Source organism: Pseudomonas sp. FFPRI_1 (assembly GCF_055384485.1).
In genome coordinates, this window is the sequence record NZ_AP029168.1 from 1,523,770 (window position 1) to 1,550,647 (window position 26,878).

19 protein-coding genes are annotated in these 26,878 nt (G+C 63.6%); 15 read left to right on the forward strand and 4 right to left on the reverse strand.

The window, feature by feature from the left end; all coding sequences use genetic code 11:
- The first annotated feature begins 26 nt into the window (after positions 1–26).
- Positions 27–377 (forward strand): 50S ribosomal protein L19, encoded by a 351-nt coding sequence (rplS, locus tag ACZ5BO_RS06840; RefSeq protein ID WP_009047143.1) that lies wholly within the window; start codon positions 27–29, stop codon positions 375–377.
- A gap of 91 nt (positions 378–468) precedes the next feature.
- Complete coding sequence (locus ACZ5BO_RS06845; protein WP_464698894.1) at positions 469–882, forward strand: acyl-CoA thioesterase; 414 nt, start codon at positions 469–471, stop codon at positions 880–882.
- A 71-nt stretch (positions 883–953) separates the two neighbouring features.
- Here ACZ5BO_RS06845 and ACZ5BO_RS06850 read toward each other — a convergent pair whose 3' ends face one another.
- Entirely contained in the window at positions 954–2,756 is a 1,803-nt protein-coding gene (locus ACZ5BO_RS06850; RefSeq protein ID WP_464698896.1) for a cation:proton antiporter, read from the reverse strand.
- A gap of 107 nt (positions 2,757–2,863) precedes the next feature.
- Here ACZ5BO_RS06850 and xerD point away from each other — a divergent pair, with 107 nt between their 5' ends.
- The 6 genes from xerD (at position 2,864) to ACZ5BO_RS06880 (ending at position 12,653) form a co-directional block, all read left to right on the forward strand.
- Positions 2,864–3,760 carry a site-specific tyrosine recombinase XerD gene (xerD, locus tag ACZ5BO_RS06855; protein ID WP_025127562.1) on the forward strand — a complete coding sequence of 299 codons (897 nt, stop codon included), beginning with the start codon at positions 2,864–2,866 and terminating at the stop codon, positions 3,758–3,760.
- Between the two features lie 149 nt (positions 3,761–3,909).
- Complete coding sequence (locus ACZ5BO_RS06860; protein ID WP_025127563.1) at positions 3,910–4,641, forward strand: thioredoxin fold domain-containing protein; 732 nt, start codon at positions 3,910–3,912, stop codon at positions 4,639–4,641.
- Between the two features lie 135 nt (positions 4,642–4,776).
- The gene (locus tag ACZ5BO_RS06865; protein WP_025127564.1) at positions 4,777–6,081 is read left to right on the forward strand and encodes a homoserine dehydrogenase; all 1,305 of its coding nucleotides are present in this window, start codon (positions 4,777–4,779) and stop codon (positions 6,079–6,081) included.
- A 104-nt stretch (positions 6,082–6,185) separates the two neighbouring features.
- A complete protein-coding gene (gene thrC / locus ACZ5BO_RS06870; RefSeq protein ID WP_025127565.1) occupies positions 6,186–7,595 on the forward strand; it encodes a threonine synthase in 1,410 nt (469 codons plus the stop codon).
- A gap of 97 nt (positions 7,596–7,692) precedes the next feature.
- Entirely contained in the window at positions 7,693–11,301 is a 3,609-nt protein-coding gene (locus ACZ5BO_RS06875; protein ID WP_464698899.1) for an ATP-binding protein, read from the forward strand.
- 89 nt (positions 11,302–11,390) lie between these two features.
- Positions 11,391–12,653, forward strand: a complete 1,263-nt coding sequence (locus tag ACZ5BO_RS06880) for an EAL domain-containing response regulator (RefSeq protein ID WP_025127567.1) — start codon at positions 11,391–11,393, stop codon at positions 12,651–12,653.
- Here the strand turns inward: ACZ5BO_RS06880 and ACZ5BO_RS06885 are convergent.
- Positions 12,650–13,312: a response regulator gene (locus tag ACZ5BO_RS06885; RefSeq protein ID WP_025127568.1), complete on the reverse strand. Its 663-nt coding sequence runs from the start codon at positions 13,310–13,312 to the stop codon at positions 12,650–12,652. The genes ACZ5BO_RS06880 and ACZ5BO_RS06885 overlap by 4 nt on opposite strands.
- A gap of 209 nt (positions 13,313–13,521) precedes the next feature.
- Here ACZ5BO_RS06885 and ACZ5BO_RS06890 point away from each other — a divergent pair, with 209 nt between their 5' ends.
- Positions 13,522–13,809 carry a DUF3509 domain-containing protein gene (locus tag ACZ5BO_RS06890; RefSeq protein WP_464698902.1) on the forward strand — a complete coding sequence of 96 codons (288 nt, stop codon included), beginning with the start codon at positions 13,522–13,524 and terminating at the stop codon, positions 13,807–13,809.
- A 166-nt stretch (positions 13,810–13,975) separates the two neighbouring features.
- Here the strand turns inward: ACZ5BO_RS06890 and ACZ5BO_RS06895 are convergent, their stop codons facing one another.
- Entirely contained in the window at positions 13,976–14,845 is an 870-nt protein-coding gene (locus ACZ5BO_RS06895; protein ID WP_371261285.1) for a TIGR02285 family protein, read from the reverse strand.
- A 70-nt stretch (positions 14,846–14,915) separates the two neighbouring features.
- Complete coding sequence (locus ACZ5BO_RS06900; protein WP_025127571.1) at positions 14,916–16,115, reverse strand: CaiB/BaiF CoA transferase family protein; 1,200 nt, start codon at positions 16,113–16,115, stop codon at positions 14,916–14,918.
- Between the two features lie 329 nt (positions 16,116–16,444).
- On the opposite strand from ACZ5BO_RS06900, the gene bacA reads away from it, so the two are divergent.
- From bacA to ACZ5BO_RS06930, 6 genes are all read left to right on the forward strand, one after another.
- A complete protein-coding gene (bacA, locus tag ACZ5BO_RS06905; RefSeq protein ID WP_025127572.1) occupies positions 16,445–17,065 on the forward strand; it encodes a biofilm formation regulator BacA in 621 nt (206 codons plus the stop codon).
- A 15-nt stretch (positions 17,066–17,080) separates the two neighbouring features.
- On the forward strand, positions 17,081–17,776 hold the full coding sequence (locus tag ACZ5BO_RS06910) for a PspA/IM30 family protein (RefSeq protein WP_025127573.1): 696 nt from the start codon (positions 17,081–17,083) through the stop codon (positions 17,774–17,776).
- Between the two features lie 66 nt (positions 17,777–17,842).
- Positions 17,843–18,484 (forward strand): OB-fold-containig protein, encoded by a 642-nt coding sequence (locus tag ACZ5BO_RS06915; RefSeq protein WP_025127574.1) that lies wholly within the window; start codon positions 17,843–17,845, stop codon positions 18,482–18,484.
- A 36-nt stretch (positions 18,485–18,520) separates the two neighbouring features.
- Positions 18,521–20,599 carry a flotillin family protein gene (locus ACZ5BO_RS06920; protein ID WP_025127575.1) on the forward strand — a complete coding sequence of 693 codons (2,079 nt, stop codon included), beginning with the start codon at positions 18,521–18,523 and terminating at the stop codon, positions 20,597–20,599.
- 156 nt (positions 20,600–20,755) lie between these two features.
- Positions 20,756–26,005 carry a DNA repair ATPase gene (locus tag ACZ5BO_RS06925; RefSeq protein WP_464698906.1) on the forward strand — a complete coding sequence of 1,750 codons (5,250 nt, stop codon included), beginning with the start codon at positions 20,756–20,758 and terminating at the stop codon, positions 26,003–26,005.
- A 181-nt stretch (positions 26,006–26,186) separates the two neighbouring features.
- Positions 26,187–26,876 (forward strand): phospholipase D-like domain-containing protein, encoded by a 690-nt coding sequence (locus ACZ5BO_RS06930; RefSeq protein ID WP_161758023.1) that lies wholly within the window; start codon positions 26,187–26,189, stop codon positions 26,874–26,876.
- Positions 26,877–26,878: the final 2 nt, after the last annotated feature.

Here is a 26,878-nt window from a genome sequence, read left to right on the forward strand (position 1 = left end):
CCGACGATTTACCTTAGGAGCACAGCATGACCAACAAAATCATCCTTGCACTCGAAGCAGAGCAGATGACCAAAGAGATCCCAGCCTTTGCCCCGGGCGACACCATTGTCGTTCAGGTGAAAGTGAAGGAAGGCGATCGTTCCCGTCTGCAGGCGTTCGAAGGCGTAGTTATCGCCAAGCGCAACCGCGGTGTGAACAGCGCGTTCACCGTACGTAAAATCTCCAACGGCGTTGGCGTAGAGCGTACTTTCCAGACCTACAGCCCGCAGATCGACAGCATGGCTGTCAAGCGTCGCGGTGACGTGCGTAAAGCCAAGCTGTACTACCTGCGCGACCTGTCGGGTAAAGCAGCTCGCATCAAGGAAAAACTGGCTTAAGTCCAGCTTCCGATGCAGAAAAAAGCAGCCTACGGGCTGCTTTTTTGTTGCCCGTCATTTATCCCTTTCCAGTGTTTCAGGCAGTCGATCCATGTCCCCTCGCGAGCAAGAAATCACCCGTCGTACCGAGCTCTCGGTGACCCGGGTGACCAAGGCGGTATTCCCGTCCACCACCAACCACCACAACACCCTGTTCGGCGGCACCGCCCTGGCCTGGATGGACGAAGTGTCGTTTATCGCCGCCACGCGTTTCTGCCGCCTGCCTTTGGTCACGGTGTCCACCGATCGTATCGACTTCAATCACCCGATTGCCGCCGGCTCCATTGTCGAGCTGGTGGGGCGGGTGGTGAAGGTGGGCAATACCAGCCTCAAGGTCGAGGTGGAAGTCTTTGTCGAAAGCATGAGCTGCGACGGGCGGGAGAAGGCCATCCATGGCCTGTTCAGCTTTGTCGCCATCGATGACGACAAGCGTCCGGTGCCGGTGTTGCCAGGGTTCGCGGCGTAGGAGTCGGCTGGCCGGCGAGGGCGCTTTCGGGTCTCTTCGCTGGCAAGCCAGCCCCCACAAGGGGGTTGGGGTTAGAGGGGCTCGGGCAGGACCAGGGCCAGCAGGGTCCAGCCCGCCGCGGGCTTGAGGCTGCTTTCCGGGGTGACCACATGCACCCAGCCGCTGCTGTCACGGGCGAACAGCAAGGTGGCGCGTTCGCCATGCAGGGCCTGGTAGTCGTCCCAGCCGAAGCCTTCGGTGAGGTGGGTGCTGTACAGTTCGGCGCCTTGGCCCAGCAGGCTGGCCAGCTTGGTGTAGGTCAGGGCCTCGCTGCCCAGCAACTGGCCGCGGTGTTCATGGCTGGCGCGGTGCTTGTCGGTGCGCCGGCTTTCCTGGCTGTTGGCCAGGGCGAACAGGCGCTGGTGGCCGAAGTCGTGGCGAAAGCGCATGGCGGCCAGGGTGTTCAATTCGCCTGAGGGCGAAAGCGCGAGCAGGTGGCCCAGGCCCACCAGGTCCAGATGGGCATCAGCGTGCTGCGAGGCCGGATTGCCGAAATAGGTGGGCAGGCCTTCCATGCGCGCGGCGCGAATGTTTTCCCAGCTCGAATCGGTCAACAGCACCCGGCTGCCCAGCTGTTGCAAGGCCTTGCCGATGGTCCGCGCCGGGCCGTTGGCGCCGACGATCAGGAAACCGCTGGGGGCCGGCTCGGCGACTTTCAGCAGGCGCGCCAAGGGCCGCGCCGTGGCGCTTTGCAGAACCACGGTGCCGATGATCACGGCAAAGGTCAGGGGCACCAGCAGCAATGCCCCCTCATGGCCGGCTTCATCCAGGCGGATGGCGAAGATCGCCGACACCGCGGCCGCGACGATACCCCTCGGCGCGATCCAGGCCAGCAAGGCGCGCTCGCGCCAGTTGAGGCTCGACCCGGCGGTGGACAGCAGCACGTTCAGTGGCCGGGCGATGAACTGGATCACCAGCAGCAGGATCAGCACCAGCGGGCCCAGGGCGATCAGCGCCTTGAGGTCCAGGCGCGCTGCCAGGAGGATGAACAGCCCGGAAATCAGCAGCACGCTGAGGTTTTCCTTGAAGTGCAGGATGTGTCGTACATCCACGCCCTTCATGTTGGCCATCCACATGCCCATCAGGGTCACCGCCAGCAGCCCGGATTCGTGCATCACCTGGTTGGAGGCGATGAAGATGCCCAGCACCGCGGCCAGGGTTGCCAGGTTGTGCAGGTATTCCGGCAGCCACTGGCGGCGCATGATGCTGCCCAGCACCCAGCCTCCGGCAATGCCGAACAGGCTGCCGCAGAGAATCACCCCGCCGAAGGTCAGCAGGCTGTGGCTCAGGCCTTCGCCGGCGGCGCTGGCGATGATGAAGCTGTACACCACCACCGCCAGCAGGGCGCCGATGGGGTCGATGACGATGCCTTCCCAGCGCAGGATATTGGCGATCGAGGCCTTGGGCCGTACCACCCGCAGCATGGGCACGATCACCGTCGGTCCGGTGACCAGGGTCAGGGTGCCGAACAGCAGCGCCAGCATCCAGTCGAACCCCAGCAGCCAATGGGTCGCCAGGGTGATCACCGCCCAGGTGGAGAGGGCGCCGACGGTCACCAGGCGGTGCACCACGCTGCCGATCTCACGCCATTCCGAGAGGTGCAGGGTCAGGCTGCCCTCGAACAGGATCAGCGCCACCGCCAGGGACACCAGGGGCATCAGCAGTGGGCCGAACATTTCCTGGGGGTCGAGCCAGCCCAGTATCGGCCCGGCAAGAATGCCGCTCAGCAGCAGGAACAGAATGGCCGGCAGCTTCAATCGCCAGGCCAGCCACTGGCAGCCCAGCGCTGCCGCGCCAATGCCGCCGAAAGCCAGCAGAATCTGTTGTTCGCTCATCAATGCACCCTGTTCCTGAAAATGGCTGGCTATGAAAGACTAGCGACCCTCTGCGCAGTTCACTATTTTTTTGCGCGCGGCCCCTGGGTCGCGTCTTTCGAGTCTTTATGCCTGCCATCGACCATCCCCTGATCGACCGTTTCCTCGACGCCCTGTGGTTGGAGAAAGGCCTGTCCGACAATACCCGCGATGCCTACCGCAGCGACCTGGCGCTGTTCAATGGCTGGCTGCAGGAGCAAGGGCTGGAGCTGCCTCGGGCCGGGCGCGAGCTGATTCTCGATCACCTGGCCTGGCGTGTGGAGCAGGCCTACAAGCCTCGCTCGACGGCGCGGTTTCTCTCGGGCGTGCGTGGTTTCTATCGCTATTTGCTGCGAGAAAAGCTGATCGAAATCGATCCCACCCTGCAGATCGACATGCCACAGCTGGGGCGCCCGCTGCCCAAGTCACTGTCGGAAGCGGATGTGGACGCGCTGCTGGCCGCACCGGACTTGAGCGAGGCCATCGGCCAGCGCGACCGGGCCATGCTCGAAGTGCTGTATGCCTGTGGCCTGCGGGTTACCGAGCTGATCAGCCTGACCCTTGAACAGGTCAACCTGCGCCAGGGTGTATTGCGGGTCATGGGCAAGGGCAGCAAGGAACGCCTGGTGCCCATGGGCGAGGAGGCGATTGTCTGGGTCGAGCGCTACATGCGCGATGCCCGGGCCGAGCTGCTGGGCGGGCGCCCCAGCGACGTGCTGTTCCCCAGCCTGCGGGGCGAGCAGATGACCCGGCAGACCTTCTGGCATCGGATCAAGCACCAGGCCAAGGTGGCGGGGATCGGCAAGGCACTGTCGCCCCATACCCTGCGCCATGCCTTCGCCACCCACCTGCTCAACCACGGCGCCGACCTGCGAGTGGTGCAGATGCTGCTGGGCCACAGCGACCTGTCCACCACCCAGATCTATACCCATGTGGCCCGTGCCCGTTTGCAAGATCTGCACGCCAAGCACCATCCGCGGGGTTGATTTGCCTTCCGGGCCGCGCTTTGCGTCGCCCGTAGTCGGTGCCGGCAAACAGATGTGATAGGCTTTGCCGGTTTGCAAAACGGCTGTTTGCGAGCGGTTGCCATGGTGATCGCCGCGAGTGGCCCATTTGCCCGCCTTCAGGAGTTCCCATGCGCTTGACCCAGATTTTTGCCGCCGCCTCCCTGGCGCTGCTCAGCACCTTCGCCATGGCCGATGACAGTGCCGAGAAAGCCATCCGCAAGAGCCTCGAGACCCTGCAGCTCGAAACGCCGGTGGAAAGCATTACCGCCAGCCCCATGGGCGGCCTGTACGAAGTCAAGCTCAAGGGCAGCCGGGTGCTGTACGCCAGCGCCGACGGCCAGTTCGTGGTCCAGGGCTATCTGTTCCAGCTCAAGGACGGCAAGCCGGTCAACCTGACCGAAAAAACCGAGCGCCTGGGCATTTCCAAGTTGATCAATGGCATTCCGGTCGCGGAAACTGTGGTCTATCCGGCCATTGGCGAGACCAAGACCCACATCACCGTGTTCACCGACACCACCTGCCCGTACTGCCACAAGCTGCACGCCGAAGTGCCCGAGCTGAACAAGATGGGCGTTGAAGTGCGTTATGTGGCCTTCCCGCGTCAGGGCCTGGGTTCCCCGGGTGATGAACAGCTGCAGGCGGTCTGGTGCTCGGCGGACAAGAAAGCCGCCATGGACAAGATGGTCGACGGCAAGGAAATCAAGGCCGCCAAGTGCGCCAACCCGGTATCCAAGCAATTCGCCCTGGGCCAGTCGATCGGTGTCAACGGCACCCCGGCCATCGTCCTTGCCGATGGGCAAGTGATTCCCGGCTATCAGCCGGCACCGCAGATCGCCAAACTGGCACTGGGTGCGAAATAATCCTGCATCGTCACGCTAGCCTTTGACGATCATGGCTCGCCGGTGAAAGCGGGCGGGCCATTAATAGAGAGCCGCGCAGTTTGCGGCTGTATTCCACGGCCGGCCTAGAGTCGGCCGTTTTATGGGGAGTTCAGAGTGAATCCGGTCAAAGTAGGCATCTGTGGGCTGGGTACTGTCGGTGGCGGTACCCTAAACGTACTTCAGCGCAACGCCGAGGAGATTGCCCGCCGTGCCGGGCGTGGAATCGAAGTAGCGCAGATTGCTACCCGTACGCCAAAGCCGCAGTTCCAAACGACCGGTATTGCGATTACCAACGATGTCTTCGCCGTGGCCACCAATCCCGAGATCGATATCGTCATCGAGCTGGTGGGTGGCTACACCGTGGCCCGTGACCTGGTGCTCAAGGCCATCGAGAACGGCAAGCACGTGGTCACCGCCAACAAGGCGCTGATCGCTGTGCACGGTAACGAGATTTTCGCCAAGGCCCAGGAGAAGGGCGTGATCGTCGCTTTCGAAGCGGCCGTGGCCGGTGGCATCCCGGTGATCAAGGCGATCCGCGAAGGCCTGTCGGCCAACCGCATCAACTGGCTGGCGGGGATCATCAACGGCACCGGCAACTTCATCCTCTCGGAAATGCGCGAGAAGGGCCGCACCTTCGAAGACGTGCTGGCCGAGGCCCAGGCCCTGGGTTATGCCGAGGCCGACCCGACCTTCGACGTCGAAGGCATCGATGCTGCCCACAAGCTGACCATCCTGGCGTCCATCGCCTTTGGCATCCCGCTGCAGTTCGACAAGGCCTACACCGAAGGCATCACCAAGCTGACCACTGCCGATGTGAACTACGCCGAGGCCCTGGGCTACCGCATCAAGCACCTGGGTGTGGCGCGCCGCACCGAGGCCGGCATCGAGCTGCGGGTGCACCCGACGCTGATCCCTGCCGATCGCCTGATCGCCAACGTCAACGGCGTGATGAACGCGGTGATGGTCAATGGTGACGCTGCCGGTTCGACCCTGTTCTACGGCGCTGGCGCCGGCATGGAACCGACCGCTTCCTCGGTGGTGGCCGACCTGGTGGACGTGGTCCGCGCCATGACCAGCGACCCGGAAAACCGCGTGCCGCACCTGGCCTTCCAGCCCGACTCGCTGTCGGATCATCCGATCCTGCCGATCGAATCCTGCGAAAGTGCCTATTACCTGCGGATCCAGGCCAAGGATCACCCAGGCGTACTGGCCCAGGTGGCGAGCATCCTTTCCGAGCGTGGCATCAACATCGAGTCGATCATGCAGAAGGAAGTGGAAGAGCAGGACGGCCTGGTGCCGATGATCCTGCTGACCCACCGCGTTCTGGAGCAGCACATCAACGATGCGATCACCGCCCTGGAAGCCCTGCAGGGCGTCGTTGGCCCAGTGATGCGTATCCGCGTCGAACATCTCAATTGAAGCAGCGGCAAGCTTCAAGCAACCAGCGGCAAGTCAGGAGCCGAGCGGCCCTGGCTTGCAGCTTGTAGCTGATAGCTTGCAGCTCAAACCGAAGGTTTGCACTTATGCGCTATATCAGTACCCGTGGCCAGGCACCGGCCCTGAATTTCGAAGATGTGCTGCTGGCCGGCTTGGCCAGCGATGGCGGTCTCTATGTGCCTGAGAACCTGCCGCGCTTCACCCAGGAAGAGATCGCCTCCTGGGCCGGCCTGCCGTATCACGAGCTGGCGTTCCGGGTGATGCGCCCGTTCGTCACCGGCAGCATTGCCGACGCCGACTTCAAGAAGATCCTCGAGGAAACCTACGGCGTCTTCGCCCACAGCGCCGTGGCGCCGCTGCGCCAGCTCAACGGCAACGAGTGGGTGCTGGAACTGTTCCACGGCCCGACCCTGGCGTTCAAGGACTTCGCCCTGCAGCTGCTGGGTCGCCTGCTTGATCATGTGCTGTCCAAGCGCGGCGAGCGCGTGGTGATCATGGGCGCCACTTCCGGTGATACCGGTTCGGCGGCCATCGAAGGCTGCAAGGCCTGCGAGCACGTCGATATCTTCATCATGCACCCGCACAACCGGGTGTCCGAGGTGCAGCGTCGGCAGATGACCACCATCTTCGGCGAGAACATCCACAACATCGCCATCGAAGGCAACTTCGACGACTGCCAGGAAATGGTCAAGGCCAGCTTCGCCGACCAGGGCTTCCTCAAAGGCACGCGCCTGGTGGCGGTGAACTCGATCAACTGGGCGCGGATCATGGCCCAGATCGTCTACTACTTCCACGCGGCCCTGCAGCTGGGCGGCCCGGCGCGCTCCATCGCGTTCTCGGTGCCCACCGGCAACTTCGGCGACATCTTCGCCGGTTACCTGGCGCGCAACATGGGCCTGCCCATCAGCCAGCTGATCGTCGCCACCAACCGCAACGACATCCTGCACCGCTTCATGAGCGGCAACCAGTACGTCAAGGAAACCCTGCACGCGACCCTGTCGCCATCGATGGACATCATGGTCTCGTCGAACTTCGAGCGCCTGCTGTTCGACCTGCACGGGCGCAATGGCGCGGCCCTGGCCGGGCTGATGGAGAGTTTCAAGCAGGGCGGCGGCTTCAGCGTCGAGGAAGATCGCTGGACCGAAGCGCGCAAGCTGTTCGACTCCCTGGCGGTGAATGACGAAGAGACCTGCGAGACCATTGCCGAGGTCTTCGCCCAGACCGGTGAAGTGCTGGATCCGCACACCGCGATCGGGGTCAAGGCCGCTCGCGAGTGCCGCCGCAGCCTGGATACACCGATGGTGATCCTGGGCACCGCGCACCCGGTGAAGTTCCCGGAAGCGGTGGAAAAGGCCGGTGTCGGCAAGGCTCTGGAGCTGCCGGCCCACCTGACCGACCTGTTTCAGCGTGAAGAGCGCTGCACAGTCCTGGCCAACGACCTGAAAGCAGTGCAGGCTTTTGTCAGCCAGCACGGCAACCGTGGCAAGCCGCTCTGATAGATTGGCCTTGTCGACCACTAAGCCCGTCTTCTGACGGGCTTTGTTTTTTCAAGCTGCTGCACGGGCGGGGCCCGTCAGGGGCAGGGAGGCCTGGATGATGAATCGCCGAACTTTTCGGATGCCCAGGGGCTTGTGCCTGCTTGTCGCCTGCCTGCTGGCCTGGTCATTGCCCTGGGAGCCGGCCCTGGCCAGCGTGGCGAAGAGCCTGCCATTCAAATTGGTGCCGGCCTTTGTCGATCTGGAGCCACTGGAACTGGCGCCAGCCCAGCGCCAGTGGCTGCAGGCCCACCCGACCCTGCGAGTGGGGATCGCGATCGACGATTACCAGCCCATCGATATCACCCGCGATCGTAACCGTTACCAGGGCATCAGCGCCGACTACCTGAGCCTGGTGGGCGAGCGGCTGGGAGTCGGGATGGAGGTGCTGGGCTTTGCCGAGCGCGAACAGGCGGTGGAGGCGCTGCGCAACGGCACCATCGATGTGCTGACCAGTGCCAATGGCTACGAGCGTGGCGTATCCGGGCTGCGGTTTACCAGTGACTACATGCCCGACCGTTCCGTGGTGGTGGTGCGCCGCGACGAGCCGGATCTGGGTGATGATCTGCGGGGCAAGAAAGTGGTGCTGCTGGATGGCTACGCCAACGCCGCCCAAGTCCACGCCGCCTACCCGGACAGCCAGGTCATGCTCTCGCCGAACCTCTACAGTGGCCTGGAGGCGCTGAACCAGGGGGATACCGACGCCTTTATCGGCAACGAGGTGATTGTTCGCGCCTACAAGGCCCTGCGCCCCTACCTGGCGGTGCGGATCCGCGTTGAAAGCCGCTTGCCGCCCACCGGCTTCGCCTTCGCCACCCGGGACAGTAACCCGCAGTTGGCGCAGATGCTGGAGCAGGCCCTGCAAAGCATCGACGAGTCCATACGCCGGGAAATCCAGGCGCGCTGGACCACCGGCCTCGGGACCAGTATTTCCAGCGAGCGGATCGAGCTCAGCGCCCAGGAGCAGGCCTGGATTCTTCAGCACCAGCATGTGCTGGTGGCCTCCCAGCAGTACCCGCCCCACGTGTTCAAGGACAAGGAAGGGCGCTGGGTTGGCCTGAACATCGATCTGCTCAGCCGTATCTCGCTGATGACCGGGCTGCAGTTCGTGCAGAAGGAAAGCCAGTCCACCGCGCAGACCCTGGAGCTGCTGGAAAGCGGCCAGGCACAGATGACCTCGACCCTGACCGCCAGTGATGATCGGCGCCTGTTCCTGAATTTCTCCCATACCTTCGGTGGCGCTGCCTGGGTGTTCGTGGTGCGCCCGGAGGATCGGCGCTTGAGCAGCCTGAAGCAGATGGCCGGGGAAGTGCTGGCGCTTCCGGCCCGGCATACCCTGGAGAGCTATATTCGTCGCAACTATCCCGATATCAGCCTGCGCAGTGTCGCCAGCTATGAGGAGGCCCGCGCCCTGGTGCGCAGTGGCCAGGCCATGGCGACCATCCAGAACGAAGTCCAGGTCCAGGCCCTGGGCCCTGCCGACGATGGCCTACGGGTGGGGCGCAGTGTCGAGGGCACCTGGTCCGCCGACGAGTTTTCCGTGCGCAAGGACCAGCCCGAGCTGCTGAGCATCCTCAACAAGGCCCTGGAGGCCTTGCCGGTGGCGGAGCTCAGCGCCATCCGCCTGAAGTGGCTGGGAGCCACGCCGGTGCCGATGCCGGTCTGGCAACGGGTGCCGACCTGGGTGTACTGGGCCATTACCACTGCGCTGCTGTTCGGGCTGATCTCCCTGGTCTGGAACAGCCGGCTCAAGCGCCAGATCCAGCAGCGAGTGCAGGCCGAACAACGGCTCAGCGATCAACTGGTGTTCAAGCGTGCCTTGCTCGATGGCATTCCCAACCCGATCTTTGTCCGGGACCTGGAAGGGCGGCTGATTACCTGCAACAGGAGTTATGAGCAACAGCTGGGGACCCGTCTGGATCTGATCCAGGGGCGTCGGCTGACGGAGCTGGACCTGCTGCCGCCGGCAACCGCCCGCCAGTTGCACGGCGAGATCATGCAGTTGCTGGAGTCCGAAGAGTCGGTGTTCAACGACCGGCAGGTGGAGTCCCGGGACGGGCCGATCGATGTCTATCAATGGACGGTGCCGTTCTACAGTGCCCAGGGGCAGTTGCAGGGCCTGCTGGGGGGCTGGATCGACATCACCGAGCGCAAGCGCCTGGAGAACCAGCTGGTGGATGCGCGCCAGGCCGCCGACCAGGCGAATGCCGCGAAAAGTGCGTTTCTGTCCACCATGAGCCACGAGATCCGCACTCCCATGACGGCCATCATCGGCCTGCTGGAGTTGGAGAAGGAGCAGGCCAGGGTGCGTGGCGTACCTTTCTCCGAGGCCTTGCGGGTGGCTTATCAGTCTGCCCAGGAGCTGATCAGCCTGATGGGCGACAGCCTCGACCTGGCCAAGATCGAGGCCGGCTACATGCAGCTGGCGCCGCAAGTCACCGCGCTCAAGCCGTTTTTCGACAGCATCCGGCAGTTGTTCGAGGTGACGGCGCGCAACCAGGGGGTGCGTTTGCTGCTGGTCTTCAATGAAGAAGCCCGCGGCCGCTATCTGTTCGATCCATTGCGCCTGCGCCAGGTCCTGCACAATCTGGTGAGCAACGCCCTGAAGTTCACCGCCGAAGGTGAAGTACGGCTGATGGTCGAGCGCCACCCCGACGCCTCCGGTGTCGAGTGCCTGCGTATCAGTGTTGCCGATACCGGTCCGGGTATCAGTGCCGAGCAGCAGGCCAGGCTGTTCACCCCCTTTGCCCAGGCTGATGCCACGACCTCCCTGGCCTATGGCGGTACCGGGCTGGGCTTGAGTATCTGTCGGCAACTGGTGGAACTGATGGGCGGGCGGATTCACCTGGCCAGCGAGCCCGGGGCTGGCACCCTGGTGACCATCGAGCTGTATCTGGAGCGCCTCAGTGATGATCTGGAGCGGTCGCAGGAGGTGCCTGCCGAGCGTCCGCCCAGTCGCAGCATCGAGGTGCTGGTGGTGGACGACTTGAGCGCCAATCGCATGGTCCTGAGCCAGCAGCTGATGTTCCTCGGGCACCGGGTGGTGGCCTGCGACAACGGGGAGGACGCGTTGATGCAGTGGCAATCCGGCACCTTCGACCTGGTGATGACCGATTGCAACATGCCGGGCATGAGTGGCTACCAGTTGACCGAATCGATCCGACGCCGGGAAGCCGAAGAGGGGCGTGAGCGTTGCCCGGTGATAGGTTGCACCGCCAATGCCTTCGAGGATGAGCGCGAGCGCTGCGATCGGGCGGGCATGGATCAGTTGCTGGTCAAGCCGGTGACCCTCGACCAGTTGGCCCAGTCCCTCGCGCATTTCCTGCCGGCGCTGTCCTTCGATATCCAGACCCTGCGGACCATGACCCAGGCTGACGAGCAGGTGTTGCAGCGGATGCTGCACGAGCTGCTGCGCAACCTGGTCGAGGAGCAGCAGGCCCTGGCGGCGGCTCTGGCGGAGCTTGACTGGTGGCGCCTTAGCGGCACCTTGCACCGGCTCAAGGGGGTCTGCTGCCTGATCGATGCCTTGCCTCTGGCCAAGGCCTGCCTGGAGTTCGAGAGCCTGGTAAAGGCGCGGCAGGAGCAGGCCCTTGGCAAGCAGTGGGTGATCTTGCAGGAGGTCATCGAAAGGTTGCGCGCTGATATTCAGGCGGCCCTGAACGATTAAGACTTGTCCTATGTGTGATTAGGATTTGTCTGATTACCGTGGCGGCCGGTAGGGATTGTCCCTGCCTGCGCCGTACCGGAGGTTGCCCCATGCATTCGCTCAATGTGCTGATTCTCGAAGATAACTCCTTTCAATTGATGGCCTTGCACCAGATGCTCAACGCCAATGGCGTGTTCAACGTGCTGGCCGCCGAGAGTGTGCAGGCGGCGTTGCGTTCGCTGGAAAACCGCGGGCCGGTGGACATTGCCATCTGTGATCTGTACCTGGAGCAGAGTGACGGCCTGGAGTTGATTCGTGATCTGGCGCAGCAGCAGTTGGCCGGGGCGCTGATCATTCTCAGCGACGCCGAGCCGGATGTGCTCGAGGGCACGGCGGGGATGGCCCGCGAGCTGGGGCTGAAGGTGCTCGGCTGCCTGTCCAAGCCGGCTTCGGCCACGGTGCTCGGAGACTTGCTCGCCGCCTACCGGCAGCAGTCCCGCCAGGGCAGCCCGGCGCAGAACCAGGCCCTGCTCCGTGAACTGCTGACCCTGGATCCTTTTTCCCTGGAGCCGGTGAGCCAGGCAGAAGGGCTGGCAGCCGTGCTGGGCCATGGCGTGGCCCATTTCCAGCCGGTGGTCCATCAACACGGCGGCTTGCGGGGCGTCGAGGCCCTGGCCCGCTGGCAGCATCCGGAGCGCGGGCTGCTGATGCCCGGCGAATTCCTGCCCCTGCTTGAGTTCGCCGGCCTGCAGGAGATCTTCACCTGGCACATGCTGGAGCAGGCGCTGGAACTGGCGGCCGGGGTCAGGCTGGTCATGGGCTACTCGCTGGCGGTGGCGGTGAACATTCCCATCGGCATTCTCGAGCGGCCGATGTTTCCCCGGCTGTTGGAGGCCTTGCTCCGGCGCTTCGAAGTGCCGGCACGGCTGCTGACCCTGGAGCTCATCGACACCACACAGCTGCAGACCGATACCGCCCATGTGGAAGCCCTGCTGCGCCTGCGGATGATCGGCTGCAAGCTGTCCATCGGCGATTTCGGCGTCGGCGGCACCAGTCTGCAGCGCCTGCTGGAGTTGCCCTTTACCGAGCTGAAGATCCCGCCAAGCTTCGTGGTTGGCCTGGCCAGTGACGAACGCAAATTGGCCCTGGTAGGGGGCGCGATGAACATGGCGCGGCGTATGTCCCTGGAGGTAGTCGTGGCGGGTATCGAGAGCGAGCCTGATTGCCTGGCCGCCAAGGCCCTGGGAGGCGCGCACCTGCAGGGCTGCTTCGTGGCCCCGCCCATGAGTGCTGCCGAGGTGCGCCAGTGGCTGCTCGAAAGCCTGGCCGAGGATGAGTGCCCCAATGCGTCCTCGGCCTGCGTCTGTGTCTAGGCCAGGCCGTGCTCCTGGACGTAGATGTACAGCGCGGCTTCGCTGGAGAGGCCGAGTTTGCGCATGGCGCTGACTTTCTGCGCGCTGACGGTCTGCTTGCTGCGGCTGAGTCGGCTGGCGATCTCACCCACCGCATGGCCCGCGGCCAGGAGGCGAATCACCTCCAGCTCCCGGGGGGATAGCTGATCCGCCGAGACCAGCCGGTCCGGCCCGACCTCGCCGGCGAGGCTCAGGGCCCGCTGGATGGCCTGGGCGACATAGGGTTTGTGTTGGCGCGCCCGGGCGATGGCCGACGGCAACTCCTCCGCCAGGCTGGCCTTGCTCAGCAGGCCCATCACCCCCAGGTCGAGGATCGAGCGAAACAGCCCGGCGTGATTGAGCATGGTCACCACCACGATCGGCAACTCGGGATGATGCCGACGCAACTGTTCGATCAGGCGCAGGCCATCGTTCTGCTGTTCGGCGGGCATCATGAAATCGGTCACCAGCACGTCGCATTCAATCTCTTGTACCCGTTGGATGAGGGCTGAGGGAGACGTGGCCTCGCCGACGATGGACAGGCTGGGGTCCTGCTCCAGCACGGCACGCAGGCCGATCAGAAAGATCGGGTGGTCGTCGGCAAGGATGATGCGCAAGCGGTTGTTCGACGTTGCTTTCAAAGCAGGGCTCCGGTGCGAAGGCTGTGTTGTTTGCGCCTGGTCGGTGGATTTTTCAACTGTCATGTTAGCCGTGCATGCTCGATTGACTCAGGTCGGCAGCAGTAGGTGTAGCGAACTTTCCTCTCTGAGCGACGGTCACTTGAATGTCAGAAAGCTACCGGCATTTTTGTTTTCGAACCTTTAATTCGAGCTATTGAGTGGTGATCTAGATGGAAAGTATCAGTCTTTTATTGAATGAGGCGCTGAGTCCCTACCAGGTCACACTGACCCCTAGCGGCGCCCAGGGCGAATGCCTGGTGAGCTTGCGCAACGCGGCGGGGGCACTGGTGGTGGAGCGTGAAGTGAATCGGGCCCAGCTCACCGACAAGCGCCTGCTCACCGATGTCGTCGATGGCCTGCACCGTGATGTGTTGATCGCTGAGGGCCGGCTGGAGCCCTGCGTGATTGCTGCATTGCGCCATGCTGCGCAGGGCAGGGTTTTCGATCAGCACAACTGATGTTTTTTTACGGAACCTTCTCGTCATCCCGTCAGTCAGACTCAGTATCAGCAGGATCAGGCATTGTGCTCCGGTGTTTGTAGCCTGCTGGTACGGGTCTTCATAGACCACGTTTAACCCCGAGTCGTCTCCCCACTTCTCGGGGTTTCTTTTTGTCCGGCGTTTGTCAGTGGTCCTTCAGGCCCTGGAAATAGCTGCGGGCGTCGGCGCGGTAGGCATCGCGCATTCCGGGCTCCAGCCAGGTGGCGTACAGCTCGACCAGGCGATCCTCGCGCAGTTTGCGCAGGGCCTGGTTGATCCGGGCAATGGCTTGCTGGCCCTGGGCGGTCTTGCTGCAGCCAATGTGGATCTCCTGGTATTTCTCGGTGCCCTGGATCGGATAGAACTCCAGGTCCTGTGGGTCGATGCCTTGCTGCGTGGCCTGATAACGGATTTCCGGCCAGTAGCCCAATAGCAGGCGCAGGCGCCCCAGGCGCTGCATCTGCAGCAGGCTGCCCAGGGCATCGTTGCCGTGGTGGGCATTGACTGCACCTTCCGGCGCCTGCGACAGCAGGTTGTCGACCTGCTGGCCGTAGCTGCGCTCGGCGACCACACCGACTTTTTCCTGGCCGCTGTCGAGCAGGGCATGCAGGTCGATCCTGCCGTTCTGGATGAAGTGCGCCAGCTGTTCATGATCGCTGCGGCGGATCACCAGGCCATTGCTGAGAATGCGAAAAGCGGTGATGGAGAAGGTCACCCACTGCTCGCGCTCCTTGTTCATGATCAGCGACGGGTCGCAGACGAAGGTCGCCTCGCGAAGCATCTGCATGCCCCGGGCGCGGTTGACCCGAACCATTTGCTGCGGGTATTCGGGCAGGCTGGCGATGAGCTGGGGCATCAGCAGGTCGATGACGCCCTGGCCCTTCTGCTCGCCCTCGAAAATCGTCAGGGGCGGCAAGTCCCGCAGCAGCCAGAGCAGCGACTCCTGTGGCGCGCTGGTGGCGCTCGGCAGCCAGAGCAGGGCAAGCAGCAAGGTCGCCGCGCGCCATTCACGCAAGCGTGACCGGGGTAGCAACCAATGTCGGATGGCCCGCAGCGGCGCGCCTGTAGAGAGCCGGTATTTCAGCTTAGATTGCCCCAAGGCTGCGTAAATTGCGGATCTGCTCGGGGCTGTAGCCCAGGCTCGCCAGGACTTCGTCGGAGTGTTCGCCAAGCTGCGGTCCCACCCACTCCGCGGAGCCGGGGGTTTGCGACAGCTTGGGGACGATGCCGGGCATCTTGAAGGCCTTGCCGTCCGGCAGCTTGGCCTGCAGGAACATTTCCCGGGCGAGGAATTGTGGGTCATGGAACATGTCTTCGGCACTGAAGATCCGGCTGGCCGGGACCTCGGCCTGGTTCAGCTGTTGCAGTACCTGGTCCAGGGGTAGGGAGGCGACCCAGCGATCGATGACTCCGTAGAGCTCGTCGCGGCGCGTGTCGCGTCCGTCGTTGCTGGCCAGCGTCGGGTCGTTGGCCAGGTCTTCGCGGCCGATGATGTGCATGAAGCGCTTGAAGATCGCATCGCCGTTGGCGCCGATCTGCACGTGCTTGCCGTCGGCACTGGTGTGGATCGACGATGGGGTGATGCCGGGCATGATGTTGCCGCTGCGCTCGCGAATGAAGCCGAACACGTCGAACTCCGGGACCATGCTTTCCATCATGGCGAAGATCGCCTCGTACAGTGCCACGTCCACCACTTGGCCCTGGCCGCCGTTGACCTCGCGATGACGCAGGGCCATCAGGGCGCCGATCACGCCCCACAGGGCGGCGATGGAGTCGCCGATGGATATGCCGGTGCGCACTGGCGGGCGGTCCTCGAAACCGGTGATGTAGCGCAGGCCGCCCATGGATTCACCTACCGCGCCGAAGCCGGGCTGGTCCTTCATCGGCCCGGTCTGGCCGAAGCCCGAGAGGCGCACCATCACCAGCTTCGGGTTCAGGGCGTGCAGCACGTCCCAGCCCAGGCCGAGTTTCTCCAGCACGCCGGGGCGGAAGTTCTCGATCAGGATGTCAGCCTCGGCCAGCAATTGCTTGAGCACGGCCAGGCCTTCAGGGTGCTTGAGGTTCAGGGTCAGGGATTTCTTGTTGCGGGCCTGGACGAACCACCACAGCGAGGTGCCTTCATACAGCTTGCGCCACTTGCGCAGCGGATCGCCGCCATCGGGGGACTCGACCTTGATCACTTCGGCGCCGAACTCGGCGCAGATGCGCGAGGCGAAGGGGCCGGCGATCAGGGTGCCAAGTTCGATCACTTTGACGCCGGCGAGGGGCTTGCTGAGGCTGTTCATGGGGCATCCGCTGGGCAAGAAAATCCGCCTAGCCTAGACCATTGGTCGTCATTAAGGCAGCGCCGGGTGCCCGGGTTGATTGATTATTTGCCTGCCGGTTTGCCAATCATCGTGCTTCTCATTCTCTTCGGTGGCGGGTTTAATGTCGCCGTTTGTGAAAAGGGCGGTTTCGATGGGCATGGCTGCAGCGGTGCCCTGTCGCTCATTCGGTAGTTTTTGCGCGGGTGAGGCCACTCAGTATTCCCGAAAATTTTTGTTACAAATACCGCCTGCAAAAATTACATGTGATGAGTTGAAAGTCTTACATGTGATGTTCTAGTCTCTGCACCATGGAAAACAAATCCTCAGCCCATTACCAACGTTTATTCCGTCAGCGCCTACGTGATCAGGGCCTGGTGAAAAAGGAAGTCTGGATACTGCCGGAGAACGCCCAGGCGTTGCTGGCGGTTGAACGCAAACTGCGTCAGCCCCTCGAGGGGCTGGCTCCTGTGGAAAAGGATGGAGAAATGAGCATGCCGCAGATCTGGAATGCCCGATCGTTGTGCCAGGCGCTGGCGGCCACCGAGCTGTTCAGCGGTGGCGAGGCCAGTGTTGAACTGCTCGACGGCGCCGAGCCGAGCTTGCACGTGACCATGCGCGAATACGGCGACCTGCCGCTGTTCATCGCCCTGTCCGGCGAGCAGATCCTGGTGGAAGGGCTGCTCTGGCCGCAAAGCGAAGTGACCGACGTGGTGGCCTTCAACGAAGAGGTGCTGGTCAGCCGGCAACTGTTTCCGCTGTCGAGCATCGGCCTGGAAACCCGCTTGGGTGGCGAGCGCTTCTACATGATGTTCGGTGCCCTGAGCGCGACCTCGATCCTCTCCAACGTGCTCTACGAGATCGAAACCCTGGCCAGCAACGTGATCAGGGCCACCGAGGCCTACGAAGGCTACCTGAAGGCTCAGGCCTGACCTGGAGGAATGCACATGAACGTATGGAGCAAGTTGCTCACCGCCCTGCGCGGTGGTGCCAATGAGGCGGGCGAGGCCCTGGTGGATAGCCAGGCCCTGAGGATTCTCGATCAGGAAATCCGCGACGCCGATCAGGAACTGCGCAAGTCCAAGGAGGCCCTGGCCGAGATCATGGCCCGGCAGAAACTCGCCGCCGAGCGCGCCAACAGCAGCGCGGCCAAGGTCGCCGAATATGAAAGCTACGCCCTCAAGGCCCTGGAGGCAGGTAACGAAACCCTGGCCCAGGAAGTGGCGCAGAAGATCGCCAACCTGGAAAATGACCTGGCCGTGGAGCGCGAGCAGGCCGACGGTTTTGCCGCCAGCGTGGCCCAGTTGCGCAAGGCCGTGACCCAGGCCGAGGGCAATATCAAGCATTTGAAACAACAGGTGGATACCGTCAAGGCCACCGAGAGTGTGCAACGGGCGCAGCAGGCGGTGGCCCAGCGCTACGGCGGCTCCCAGAGCAAGCTGCACACGGCGGTTGAGTCCCTGGAGCGGATCAAGCAGAAGCAGGCCGAACGCGCGGCCAAGATGGACGCCGCGGCGGAGCTGGCCAGCACCAGCAGCCCGGACGATGCCCTGGACGCCAAGTTGCGCGAAGCCGGGATCGTTGCCGGCAGCACCAGCGCCGACAGCGTGCTGGCGCGCCTCAAGGACCGCGGCAAGTCCTGATTCACCGTTGTGTTGTAAGGGTGGGGCCGGTTGGCCTTGCCCGGCTTTTTCAGGGATAGGAAAGCAATGGAAATCTTCCTGCAGACAGTGTTGTCGTTTCCCACGGTGCTGTTCAGCTTCATGCTCTGCCTGGCAGTGATCTACTGGGCTGTGGTGGCTCTGGGCATGCTTGAGGTTGACCTGCTGGATTTCGAGGCCGACTCGCTGCTCGACAGCGCCCACGCCACCGAAGGCCTGGCCGGGCTGCTGATCAAGTTCAAGCTCAACGGGGTGCCGGTCACCCTGGTGTTGACCCTGCTGATGTTCTTCAGCTGGTTCCTGACCTATTTCGCCGAACTCTTCATTCTCAGTCACCTGCCCCTGGGTTGGCTGCGCTATCCCCTGGGCTTGCTGCTGGCCGTGGGCGCGCTGTTTCTGGCGGCGCCCATCAGTGCGGCGATCTGCAGCCCGCTGCGCCCGCTGTTTCGCAAGATGGAAGCCACCAGCAGCAAGTCGGTGCTGGGGCAGACCGCCGTGGTACGCAGCGGCAGAGTCACCCTGGAACACGGCGAAGCCGTGCTCGAGGACGGTGGCGCGGGCCTGATCCTGCGTGTGCGTGCCGATGAGGCACGAGCTTTCAAACGCGGCGATCGCGTCGTGTTACTGGAGTATCTGGAGGCGCAACATGCCTATCGGGTCATTACCGAGGACGAGTTTCGCGGCCAATGAGCCCGGACTCCCTCAGAATCAAAGGAGATTGATTGCATGAATTTACCGTCGCTGCTGCCCATCCTGTTCGGGGTCGGCCTCGTCGTTCTGGTGGTCTTTGGCCTGTTGGCCCTGTTCAAGGCCTTCTACATCAAGGTCCCCCAAGGCACGGCGCTGATCGTCAACGACATGTCCTCGACCCCCAAGGTGCACTTCACCGGCGCCTTGGTGTACCCGGTCATCCACCTCAAGGAGTTCATGCGCATCTCGCTGATCACCCTGGAAGTCGATCGCCGGGCCAAGGACGGTCTGATCTGCCGCGACAACATGCGTGCCGACATCACCGTGGCCTTCTACCTGCGCGTCAATGAAACCCAGGAAGACGTGCTCAAGGTGGCCAAGGCCATTGGTGTCGACCGTGCTTCCGATCGCGCTGCGGTCAACGAGCTATTCAACGCCAAATTCTCCGAAGCGCTGAAGACCGTGGGCAAGCAATTCGACTTCGTCCAGTTGTTCGAGAACCGCCAGGACTTCCGCGACCGCATCATCGAGATCATCGGCAACGACCTCAACGGCTATGTGCTGGAAGACGTGGCCATCGACTACCTGGAACAGACCGCCAAGCATTCCCTGGACCCGAGCAACATCCTCGACGCCGAGGGCATTCGCAAGATCACCGAGCTGACCGCGACCCAGAACGTCATCACCAATGAACTGGAGCGCAACCAGGAGCTGGCGATCCAGAAGAAAAACGTCGAGACCCGCGAAGCCTCGCTGTCCCTCGAGCGCCAGCAGGCCGACGCCGAAGCCCGGCAGAAGCGCGAGATCGAGACCATCCGTGCCCGTGAAGAAGCCGAGACGGCCAAGGTCAAGGAAGAGGAGCGCTTGAAGTCCGAGCAGGCCCGCATCCAGACCCAGCAGGAAATCGACGTACGCACCGAGAACCATCAGCGCGAAGTTGAAGTGGCCCAGCAGAACCGCCAGCGCGCGGTGGTCATCGAGGTGGAGAAAGTCACCCGCGCCAAGGACCTGGAAGTAGTGGCCCGTGAGCGTGAAGTGGAGCTGCAGCGCATCGAGAAAGAAAAGGCCCTGGAAGAACAGCGCAAGAACATCGCCACGGTGATCCGTGAGCGGGTAGCGGTAGAGAAGACCGTGGCCCAGGAAGAAGAGCGGATCAAGGAAGTACGCGAGGTTTCCGAAGCCGAGCGCGCCAAGCAGGTGGTGGTGATCCAGGCCCAGGCCGAAGCCGAGCAGGACCTGGTACGCCAGGTCAAGCAGGCCGAAGCCGACGAGACCCGTTCCAAGCACAAGGCGGTGGAAATCAACAACCTGGCCCAGGCCGAACTGGAAGCTGCGGCCAAGCAGGCCGAAGCCAAGAAACGCCTGGCCGAAGGCCTGGAAGCCGAGCGCGCCGCGCCTGGCCTGGCCGATGCCCGAGTGCTGGAAATCACCGCAGCAGCCCAGGAAAAAGAAGGCCTGGCACAAGCTCGCGTACGCACCGAGCAGTTGATTGCCGAAGCCCGCGGCGAGCAGGAAAAAGGCCTGGCCGACGCCCGCATCATGGAAGCCCAGGCGGCTGCCAAAGAGAAGGACGGCCTGGCGGAAGCCAAGGTCATGGAAGAGAAGCTCGGGGCTCAGGCCCGTGGCGAAGAGCAATTGGGCGCGGCCAAGGCCAAGGCCACCAAGGACCTGGGTTCGGCCGAAGCCGAAGTGCTGCTGCAGCGCCTGAACGCCGAGGCCGAAGGCCTGGGCAAGAAGTTCGGTGCCCTGGATTCCCTCAGCGACAGCGCGCGTTCCCACGAAGAGTTCCGCATGCAACTGGAGAAGAACTTCGAGGAAGCGATGGCCGCCATCGCCGCCAACAAGGAAATCGCCAAGGACCAGGCCGAAGTGCTGTCGGCCGCCCTCAGCAAGGCCAAGATCGAGATCGTCGGCGGCGAAGGCGACTTCTTCAACTCCTTCGCCAAGTCGCTGTCGGTGGGCAAGGCCATCGAGGGCGTGGTGGGCAAGAGCCCGGTGGTCCAGGACGTCCTGGCACGCCTGCTCAACGGCAAGAGCGCACCGGCTGCTGTAGCCGCTGAGCTGGCCGCTGCCGCGGTCGAGCGCAAGCTCGAAACCCCAGCCGCCGAAGCCTGATCGATCCCTGTCAGCAGCGCCCGGGTGCTCTCTGCGCCCGGGCGCTGCTGGCGGGTATTCGAAGCATCGCCGTATACCGGGGCGGACCTGAGCCGATAGATATCCGGCGCCCGTCCCCGTTTTTTTGCACACCGCCGTAGATCCAGGAAGGCCACGATGTCGGACGCTCAAGTCGCAACTCCCCCACAGGACGTATTGGACAAGGCCGTCGCCGAAGGCGGCGCCTATGAGGTGCTGCACAAGCGCCTGCTGGACCAGGGCCAGCGCCTGCGGCAGACCACGGACGGCCTCAACCAGCGACGTCTCGACGAGTTCGGCAACAGCCGCATGGAAGTGGTCGGGCGGGTGCGCATCCGTAGCGAGAACAACTGCATCGCCCGGGACATCGTCCAGGTCGGCGATTGCCTGCTGTTCGGCTACAACGTGTTTATCGGCCTGAAGAAGGAAACCAGCGTCGCCGACGTGTTTTCCCTCTACCGGCTGGTGGAAGAGGGCGAAGGCTACGAAGCCGAGCCCGTGCCCCTGGAAGGCAGCTTCCTGGCGGCCCAGGGCTTCCTCAACGATTTCAACGAGCTCTATACCTATTACAAGAACACCCGCCTGCTGCAACTGGCGATCCGCGACGGCAAGCTGCTGGCGAGTTTCCAGATCGGTGAGCGGGTCACCGATCTGCGGGTGTTCCGCTGGTCGATCTCGGTGGACGGGCATGATGTCCGTTACATCGACAACCGCGGCGAGCGCGATATCGCCCTGCCGGCGCCCTTCGATTTCGAATGGAAGAAAGCCACCCGCGAGATGGTGGTCGAAGGCCGCTTTCCGCACCTGAACATTCTCGACACGGTGTTCGTCGAGACCATCGGCGGCGACCTGACCATCAAGGTCGAGAACAACACTGAGTCGGGCCTGGGCATCTACCGTGAAGAAGTGCTGGACAAGACCCAGTCCCTGGACGATTCGCAGATCGAGTTTGCCCGCCTGGGCAGCCTGATCCTGCTCAAGGTCCTGCCATACCGCGAAGAGCAGTGGCGCTACCTGGTGTTCAACAGCCTGACCCGCCAGGTGGAGCGCATCGACGCCATCGGCCTGGCCTGCGTGCAGCTGCCGGAAGACCACGGGATCATCTTCCCCGGCGGCTACTACCTGCAGAGCGGCGAGTACAAGACCTTCGAGCAGTCCATGGAAGGCATGCGCTACAAGCGCTCGGTGCGCTCGCCCAACGGTGAAGATGTGCAGTACATCTTCTACCACCCGGAGCAGGGCCGTTCGGTGCTGCTGACCTACAACATGATCAACCGCCAGTTGCAGAACCCGCTGTTCGGCCACGGTTATGCGCGCCTGGAAGACGGGCGCATGGTGATCTTCGCCGCCGAGGGCGACGAGCCGACCCGGGTGCACCCGATGCAGGTCTGGCAGACGCCGTTCTTCACCGAGGAATACGCTGCGCGGCAACCGACCCGCAGCGGTTTCCTCGGGCGCATCGGCAACGCCGAACTGGTGCGCAGCGTGTCCGACCTCTACGACCTGTGCCGCGAGATCGACACCCCGGCCGTTTCGGTGCAGCGCTACTCGCTGCTGTGCCAGAACACCCGTCGGCTGTTCGATGTGTACCACTGGCTGGGCAGCGACGAGCTCGACAACCTGGCGCCGCTGCTGCGTGAGGTTGCGGCCACCTCGGAGCTGGTGCTGGATGAATATGAGAAGGTCGAGAGCATCCGCCGCCAGTCGGAGCAGGCCATGGTGGCCGCCGAGGCCAAGCAGAAAGCCCTGCTGGACAGCCTGCTGGTGGACAGCTGGGACCAGGTGCAGAGCTTCGTCGATGCGCTGAACGGCATCACCGCCCAGCGCGGCCTGCTGCTGACCATCCGCGATTACCGCTACATCGACGTGGTGCGCATCGACGCCATGGAAGCCGAGCTGCTCAAGGCCCAGGAACGCACCGCCGCCGGCACCGCGACCTTCCTCGCCAGCGAGCAGGCCCTGCAACCCTTCGTCACCCAGCTCGAAACCCTGGACGCCCAGGCGCAGAAAGCCGAAACCGTGGCCCAGCTCAGCGAGCCCCTGGGGGCCCTGCAAGCCATGGCCGGCGACCTGGACATGCTGTCGAGCCTGATGGCCTCGTTGCAGATCGACGATGCCACCCAGCGCACCCGGATCATCGAATCCATCTCGCAGATCTACGCCCGCCTGAACCAGGCCAAGGCCCGCGCCGAACAACGGCGCAAGGGCCTGGGCTCGACCGAGACCGTGGCGCAGTTCGGCGCCCAGTTCAAACTCTTCAGCCAGGGCATCACCAACGCCCTGGCCCAGGCCCAGGACCCCGAGCGTTGCGATGAGCAGCTGTCGCGGTTGCTGGTGCAGTTGGAGGAACTGGAAAGCCGCTTTGGCGACCATGAACAGTTCCTCGGCGACATCCTCGGCAAGCGCGAGGAACTGCTGGAAACCTTCGAGGCCCACAAGCAATCGCTGCTCGACGAGCGCCAGCGCAAGGCCCAGGGCTTGCTGGACGCAGCCCGACGGATTCTCGACAGCCTTGGCCGGCGCACCGCCAAGTTCACCCAGGCCGAGGAGCTCAACGCCTTCTTCGCCGCTGACCCGCTGATCCTCAAGTTGCGGGAACTGGCCGAGCGCCTGCGCGAGCTCAAGGACAGCGTCAAGGCCGATGACGTCGAATCGCGCCTCAAGGGCGCCCGGGACCAGGCCGTGCGCGCCCTGCGGGACAAGACCGAGCTGTTCGAAGAGGGCGGCAACGTCATCAAGCTCGGCCCGCGCCACCGCTTCAGCGTCAACACCCAGGAATTGGACCTGACCCTGATGCCCCGGGGCGACGAGTTGCACCTGCACCTCACCGGCACCGATTTCCTCGAACCGTTGCGCGACCCTGAGCTGGAGGCTCTGCGGGACTTCTGGCAGGTGGCCCTGGAGTCGGAGTCGGCCCAGTTGTACCGCGCCGAATACCTCGCCGGGCAAGTGCTGGACGCCGCCGACCGGGGCCAGGAAGGCCTGAGCCTGGAAAGCCTCAAGCCGATGCTGGCGCACCCTGACGAGCTGGCGCGGGTGATCCGCGACTTTGCCGCGCCGCGCTACAAGGAAGGCTACGAAAAAGGCATTCACGACCACGACGCCGCGGCGATCCTCCTGCAACTGCTGCCCCTGCGCGACAGCGCCGGCCTGCTGCGCTTCGGCGCGGCGGCGCGGGCCTTCGCCGCGTTGTTCTGGGATCGCCAGCAGCACCAGCCGCAACCCCGGCAATGGGCCGAGCGAGCCCGTACCAGCCGGCATATCCAGCAACTGTTCGGCCGCCGTGAAGGCTTGCTGCAGTTGCAGGAAGAAATCTTCCTGGCGCTGCAGGACTGGCGCCAGCAGCAGGCCTTCAGCCTGCCGTTGGAGCTGCTGCCGGAAGCCGCCGAATACCTGGTACAGGAGCTCGCGGCGCAGCGCATCGAGTTCACCTTCAGCAAGTACGCCAAGCAGTTGCAGGAAGCCCTGACCCTGCGCCTGCAGGGCGCACGCATGTGGGACGACTACCAGCAGGCCCTGGCCCAGCTGGCAGAACGCCCCGCCGCGCAGTGGGCACTGGCCGGCAACTGGCTGGCGGCCTTGTGCGCCGAGGGCGAGTTCGCTGAATGGAGCGACTACGTGCCCGAGGCCGTGGCCCTGTCGTTGCTGGGCGAGGACTTTGCCAAGCGCATCACCGAAGTCGATCTGCGGTTCAAGGTCGACAACCTGATGGGCGAACACCCGCGCATCCAGGAGCGCAGCCTGTCCCTCACCGTGGACGGTTTCTTCGCCCGCCTGCGAGCTCACCGCGAACAGTTCCTCCCCGGTCTGCAGCGCTACCAGGCCTTGCGCCAGGGCATTATCAGTCGCGAACGTTCGGCCCTGCGCCTCAGCGAATTCAAGCCGCGGCCGTTGAGTTCCTTCGTGCGCAACAAGCTGATCAACGACGTGTACCTGGGCTTTATCGGCGACAACCTGGCCAAGCAGATGGGCACCGTGGGTGAGAACAAGCGCACCGACCTCATGGGCCTGTTGATGCTGATTTCGCCACCGGGCTACGGCAAGACCACCTTGATGGAATACGTGGCCCACCGCCTGGGCCTGATCTTCATGAAGATCAACGGCCCGGCCCTGGGCCACCAGGTGCGCTCCCTGGACCCGGCCCAGGCGCCGGACGCCACTTCGCGCCAGGAGCTGGAGAAGCTCAACCTGGCCCTGGAGATGGGCAACAACGTGATGCTCTATGTCGACGACATCCAGCACACCCACCCGGAGTTCCTGCAGAAGTTCATCTCCCTGTGCGACGGCACCCGGCGCATCGAAGGCGTGTGGAAAGACCGCACCAAGACCTACGACATGCGCGGCAAGAAGTTCTGCGTGGTGATGTCGGGCAACCCGTACACCGAATCCGGCGAGGTGTTCAAGATCCCCGACATGCTGGCCAACCGGGCCGACATCTATAACCTCGGCGATACCCTGGGCGGCATGCAGGAAGCCTTCTCCCTGAGTTACATCGAGAACGGCCTGACCTCCAACCCGGTGCTGGCGCCATTGGCCACCCGCGACATGGCCGACGTCTACCGCTTTGTCGCCAAGGCCGAGGGCAAGGCCTTCTCCAGCAACGAGCTGAGCCACAGCTACAGCGGTGCCGAGATCAACGAGATCACCACCACCCTGCAACGCCTGATGCAGGTGCGCGACGTGGTGCTGCGGGTCAACCAGCAGTACATCGCCAGCGCCGCCCAGGCCGACCAGTACCGCAGCGAGCCGCCGTTCAAGCTGCAGGGCAGCTACCGCAACATGAACAAGATGGCGGAGAAGATCTCGGCGGTGATGAACGACGCCGAGCTGTTGCAACTCTTGGCCGACCACTACCAGGGCGAGTCCCAGCTGCTGACCACCGGCGCCGAGGAAAACCTGCTCAAGCTCGCCGAGCTGCGCGGTAACCAGACCCCGGAGCAGAGCCAGCGCTGGGCGCAGATCAAGCGCGACTTCGTGCGCAACCGCTCCATGGGCGGCAGCGACAGCGATGTCGGCACCCGCGTGGTGGCCCAACTCAATGACCTGGTCGAGGGCGTGCGTGGCCTGGCCCGGCCGCCGGTGGACGAGGCCGAGGCGGCCAAGCCCTGGCGTGAACTGCTGGCCGGCCTGGAGCGGCTGGGGCAGCAGGCGCCGCATATCGAAGTTGAGCTGCAAACGCCGGAACAGCCAGGCATGCGTGAAGTGCTGGAAGGCCTGGTCGAGCAGCTGGAAAACAGCTTCCTGCCGCTGATCAAGGTGATGCACAAGAAGATCGACGTCGATCTGCACGGTCATCACCGCATCAGCGACATTGCCAACCGTCTCGACGAACTGAGCCGCATGCTCAGCAACGGCGAGGTTCCGACCCTCAAGGACCCCCAACCGTAGCAGGCCGTGTGAAAACTACTGCGTTTGGCAATACTGCGTTAAAAACAGGCTCGGAATGCTCATTTACAGCTAGTAAACTCCGCTTCCTCGCCTGTTTTTGCCTTGTCTTGCCTTCACTCGTGACGTTTTCACACAGCCTGCGTAGGAGCCGGCTTGCCGGCGAACACCCAAGGATCACGACATGGATTTTGCCCACCTGGACCAGCAACTGCGCGACAGCCTGCAGGACCTGAAACTGAGCAATGAAGAGCGCGACGAACTGCGCCAACTGGGCAGTGAGCTGGGCACCGACCAGGTGCGCTACCTGCGCAATCGGGCCTTTGATCTGGTGCGCGAGTTGAGCCTGGCCGACAGCGCCAATGTGCTGCCGGCGCTGAAATGGCTGGAGCAGGTGATCAAGACCCTGGACACCCACAGCGCCCCGGTGCGGGACATGGCCAGTGCCCACTTCAGCCCCGGCGAGGACTGCCGGCGCAAGATCCGCGACCTGTGCCGCCAGGCCCGGATCTCGGTGGATATCTGTGTGTTCACCATTTCCGATGATCAGCTGAGCGACGAGATCCGCGCCTGCCACAAGCGCGGCGTGGTGGTGCGGGTGATCAGCGACAGTGAAAAGCAGTTCGATGTCGGCAGCGACATCGCCGCGCTACGGGAGGCCGGGGTGCCGGTGCGGATCGACGACACGCCGTTCCACATGCACCACAAGTTCGCCGTGTTCGATGGCCGCACCCTGCTCAACGGCAGCTTCAACTGGACCCGCAGCGCCACCACCGGCAATGAAGAGAACCTGCTGGTGATCGACCATCCGCAACTGGTGGCCAGTTATCTCAAGGAGTTCAACGAGCTCTGGAGCCGCTACGCGCCGCGTTAAGG

Coding starts and splice junctions, on each gene's coding strand:
- rplS (WP_009047143.1), top strand. CDS start 27: ATGACCAACAAAATCATCCTTGCACTCGAAGCAGAGCAGATGACCAAA.
- ACZ5BO_RS06845 (WP_464698894.1), top strand. CDS start 469: ATGTCCCCTCGCGAGCAAGAAATCACCCGTCGTACCGAGCTCTCGGTG.
- ACZ5BO_RS06850 (WP_464698896.1), bottom strand. CDS start 2,756: ATGAGCGAACAACAGATTCTGCTGGCTTTCGGCGGCATTGGCGCGGCA.
- xerD (WP_025127562.1), top strand. CDS start 2,864: ATGCCTGCCATCGACCATCCCCTGATCGACCGTTTCCTCGACGCCCTG.
- ACZ5BO_RS06860 (WP_025127563.1), top strand. CDS start 3,910: ATGCGCTTGACCCAGATTTTTGCCGCCGCCTCCCTGGCGCTGCTCAGC.
- thrC (WP_025127565.1), top strand. CDS start 6,186: ATGCGCTATATCAGTACCCGTGGCCAGGCACCGGCCCTGAATTTCGAA.
- ACZ5BO_RS06875 (WP_464698899.1), top strand. CDS start 7,693: ATGATGAATCGCCGAACTTTTCGGATGCCCAGGGGCTTGTGCCTGCTT.
- ACZ5BO_RS06880 (WP_025127567.1), top strand. CDS start 11,391: ATGCATTCGCTCAATGTGCTGATTCTCGAAGATAACTCCTTTCAATTG.
- ACZ5BO_RS06890 (WP_464698902.1), top strand. CDS start 13,522: ATGGAAAGTATCAGTCTTTTATTGAATGAGGCGCTGAGTCCCTACCAG.
- ACZ5BO_RS06900 (WP_025127571.1), bottom strand. CDS start 16,115: ATGAACAGCCTCAGCAAGCCCCTCGCCGGCGTCAAAGTGATCGAACTT.
- bacA (WP_025127572.1), top strand. CDS start 16,445: ATGGAAAACAAATCCTCAGCCCATTACCAACGTTTATTCCGTCAGCGC.
- ACZ5BO_RS06910 (WP_025127573.1), top strand. CDS start 17,081: ATGAACGTATGGAGCAAGTTGCTCACCGCCCTGCGCGGTGGTGCCAAT.
- ACZ5BO_RS06915 (WP_025127574.1), top strand. CDS start 17,843: ATGGAAATCTTCCTGCAGACAGTGTTGTCGTTTCCCACGGTGCTGTTC.
- ACZ5BO_RS06920 (WP_025127575.1), top strand. CDS start 18,521: ATGAATTTACCGTCGCTGCTGCCCATCCTGTTCGGGGTCGGCCTCGTC.
- ACZ5BO_RS06925 (WP_464698906.1), top strand. CDS start 20,756: ATGTCGGACGCTCAAGTCGCAACTCCCCCACAGGACGTATTGGACAAG.
- ACZ5BO_RS06930 (WP_161758023.1), top strand. CDS start 26,187: ATGGATTTTGCCCACCTGGACCAGCAACTGCGCGACAGCCTGCAGGAC.